Genomic DNA, 3239 nt, shown 5'->3' with positions numbered 1-3239 from the left:
TATCTATGGTGTGGTTCACGAGTAATAAGTAATGAGTAATGAGTAATGAGTAATACCTCTGCCTGTTGGCGTAGCCTGCCGTAGGCACAGTCAGAGGATTCAAGTATTGAGTTATGTTTTGTTTCTATTCGTCTTTAAAGACGAGGCTTTAAACCAACTTCGGGCTTAATTCATTACTCATTACTTATTACTTATTACTCATTACTTCAGCCCAAAGGTAAACGAATTGCAAAGCGAGTCGAACCAGGTTTGGATTCGATCGAGATCGTTCCTTGATGGCGATTTTCGACAATTCGTCTGACGATATCCAAACCTAATCCCGTACCCTGGCCGACAGGCTTGGTGGTAAAGAATGATTCAAAGATCCGCGATTGAATTTCTGGCGGGATGCCCGTTCCAGAGTCGGCAATTTCGACGCAAATGTAGTTACCATCCCGCACAGTCGTAATTTTGAGCCGACCTTTGCCAGCCATGGCATCGATCGCATTATCGACCAGATGCGTCCAGACTTGATTGAGTTCGCTGCCATAGGCTTCGATCTGGGGTAGGGTGCGATCGTAACATCGATCGATCTCAATTCCTGGCTTGAGCCGATGTGAAAAGATGTGCAGCGTATCCTCGATGCCCTGATGCACGTCTACTAACTGTCGCACCCCGCGATCGAGATATGAGTATGCTTTCATTGACTGTACTAGCTCAAAAATCCGTTCGGCCCCATGTAAGCCACTTTTAATCATCGACAAGACATCGAACGAGAGTGCCAACCAGCGCACGCCCATATCTCTGAGTTCGGTGGTGTCGTTTTGCCAGCGAGCGGTCAGATCTGCTAACGTCTCCACCGTCACACCGCCGCTCGCTAGCGGTGCGGCGAGGTTCCAGGCATTAGCCACTCCATAATCTTCTAACCATTCCAGCAACTCTTCCTCCAGATCGCTTACCTGCAGCGAGTCTGGCCGATCGTGTAAGATGCGATCGTAACCCTCATCGCGGACTTGCTGCCACTGCTGAGTGTGAGCTGCTTCAATCTGATGCTGCCCGTAAACCAGATTCATCCGCTGTAGCTCCAACAAGGCGGGAATCACATCTTTCAAGGCGTGGACGACAGCCGCAGCCGGATTATTTAACTCGTGAGCCAGCCCAGCAGCAAGCGTGCCCAAAGCAGCCATTTTCTCGCGACTGCGAATGAATGATTCGACTCCGCGCAGTCGCCGCGCCATGACTCGGAACACTTCCCGTTCAAAATCCCGACACTCATGGAGCAAGTGGCGAAAATCATCGCCAGCAATTTCGTAAGTCAGGCAATTTGTGAGGGCGTGTAAGGTGACGGGTACGGGTTCGTCGGTGAGGATCGGTGTTTCGCCAAAGAATTCTGGTGCGTGATGTTGGCCGATGGGGATGTCTAAGCCTTCGCTGCGGCGTGTAATCCCGATTTGACCGGAGACTAAGATAAATACTCCCCGTGGCGGATCGCCTTCTGCGATGAGGATTTCGCCAGCAGCTAGTTCGACTTTACAGGCGCGATCGCACGCCCACTCTAGTCGGTCTGGTGGCAGGTGTTTAAATAATTCCAGTTTGGCGAGGTCTTCGACACACAGCATCAGTTTGTGTCCGGTAAGCTTGTTGAGTGCGATCTACATTATTACAAACAACAGAATTTACTCATATCAATTTAGCATCTAAATGATTTAATGAAGATCCAAAGTTATTTTGTGCCTTTTTACGAACATACCCCTTGGGATTACTATCCCCGCAGCGGCGATGCTAGCTATGCTACGGGAGAGGTAATGAATGGGTAATGGGTAATGGCAGCGTCGCTGCCTTATTGACAAAGAGAGGACAGTTATCATCTTACTCATCCACTCATCCACCCATCCACTCATCCAACCCTAACGCCATTTACTAACAAATTCCGCACCCTTGTCTCGTCCGTGACGATAGACAGCAACTAAGCCATCGGGTGTAGCTTTGGTAAAATCGACACCTAACTGTTTGAGGTGGACGTCGGGACGGATGACATGGATGGGAATGCCATGCAGGTGGCTGGGAATCTGCTCGATATGAAACATATCTCGATACATCGTCCCTGGCTCGTTGGCAATGGCGATCGTTTCTTGGTAACCCTCTGCTACCATAGCTAGTACCGGACACAAACAGGTATAAGCCGCATCTACATAAGGTTTGCCATCGATCCAAGCGGGAATCTCCCACGCGTGCATAATTCGGGAGGAAGCATAAGCCACCGCTGGATAGTTAGTGGGAGTAATGCGATGGTGGGAGTCGGAGTGGTGGGTACTAAATAGTGTAAAACGCAGATTGGCATCTACCCAACTGCGATCTTTCTGAACTGAAGCTCGCAGTAAGCGTTTGCCGAGATCTTGTGCGAGGGGTGTTTGGGTGTGAGCTGCTGCGGTGGGGTTAATTACCGCATTAGTCGCGATAAATAAAGTTGGCGTCTGGGGTTGATAGAGATCTTGGCGTAACTGTTTGCTAAAAACGCGAATCCCGCGCTGGACTACTTTACTCATATTTTGCTGGGGTAGCTCCAACGCCGACAACCCTGCCAACCAATAGTTTATCCCTAAATCCTTGGCTCGACCGATCGCCGCCCAACTTGCAGGTATTACCGACGAAGATGCCGCTGCATAAGCATCGGCAACAATTCCGGCTTCTTCTAATGCTGTTAAGACTCCATGAGCGAAAGCTCCTTTAAAACTGCCTACTGGCGTAGCGATGGCTAGAGATTTTCGCTGCACTATCTATTTAAGTCCCAAATTCACCATCACTCATTCTATCAAACAGCTACTTGCGCGCAGTCATCGTTTTTTTGAGGCGTTTCTAAATTTTGGCAACAATTCATACTTTTTTTGAGTAGTCCCGAATCTAAGCCGATCGTCTTGTCTTTTGTTACGACATATTGTAACTAGCAAATCTAAGAATTATAATCTTCGGGAATCCGATCGATTCAAATTGAAGATAAATAATATCGTCACGACGAAAAAACTATATGAAAAATCAACCTTCCGGTCGTTTTTTAACTGCACTGAGCATTGGTGCTGGACTCTTTTGCTCCCTCAATCTATCTGTCTTGGCACCTGCTGCCGAGGCTGGCTGTCGTCCTACTGGTCGTACTGTCGGCGGTCAAGCTGTACTAAAATGTTCTGGCCCCACCAGATGTCGTCCCACTGGTCGCTACAAGACCGTCAGAGGCGTTCGTTATCAGATTTTACGCTGTCCTCGCT

The 3239-nt window shown here is 48.7% G+C and carries 3 protein-coding genes; 1 reads left to right on the top strand and 2 read right to left on the bottom strand.

Annotated elements, in window-relative coordinates; genetic code table 11:
- Positions 1 to 206 precede the first annotated feature (206 nt).
- Both C7B77_RS26795 and C7B77_RS26790 read right to left on the bottom strand, forming a co-directional pair.
- Positions 207 to 1598 carry a sensor histidine kinase gene (locus tag C7B77_RS26795; protein WP_106312194.1) on the bottom strand — a complete coding sequence of 464 codons (1392 nt, stop codon included), beginning with the start codon at positions 1596 to 1598 and terminating at the stop codon, positions 207 to 209.
- 288 nt (positions 1599 to 1886) lie between these two features.
- Positions 1887 to 2753, bottom strand: coding sequence for a patatin-like phospholipase family protein (locus C7B77_RS26790; RefSeq protein ID WP_106312191.1), 867 nt, complete (start codon positions 2751 to 2753; stop codon positions 1887 to 1889).
- Between the two features lie 251 nt (positions 2754 to 3004).
- Between C7B77_RS26790 and C7B77_RS26785 the strand changes: the two genes are divergently transcribed.
- A partial coding sequence (locus tag C7B77_RS26785; RefSeq protein ID WP_146138546.1) for a hypothetical protein occupies positions 3005 to 3239 on the top strand: 235 nt, incomplete at its 3' end.

This window comes from Chamaesiphon polymorphus CCALA 037, assembly GCF_003003845.1.
In the GTDB taxonomy this organism is placed as follows: Bacteria; Cyanobacteriota; Cyanobacteriia; order Cyanobacteriales; family Chamaesiphonaceae; genus Chamaesiphon; species Chamaesiphon polymorphus.
Note: the sequence above shows the minus strand (reverse complement) of the source record. Positions and strands in the feature narration are given on the sequence as shown.

Coding starts and splice junctions, on each gene's coding strand:
- C7B77_RS26795 (WP_106312194.1), bottom strand. CDS start 1,598: ATGCTGTGTGTCGAAGACCTCGCCAAACTGGAATTATTTAAACACCTG.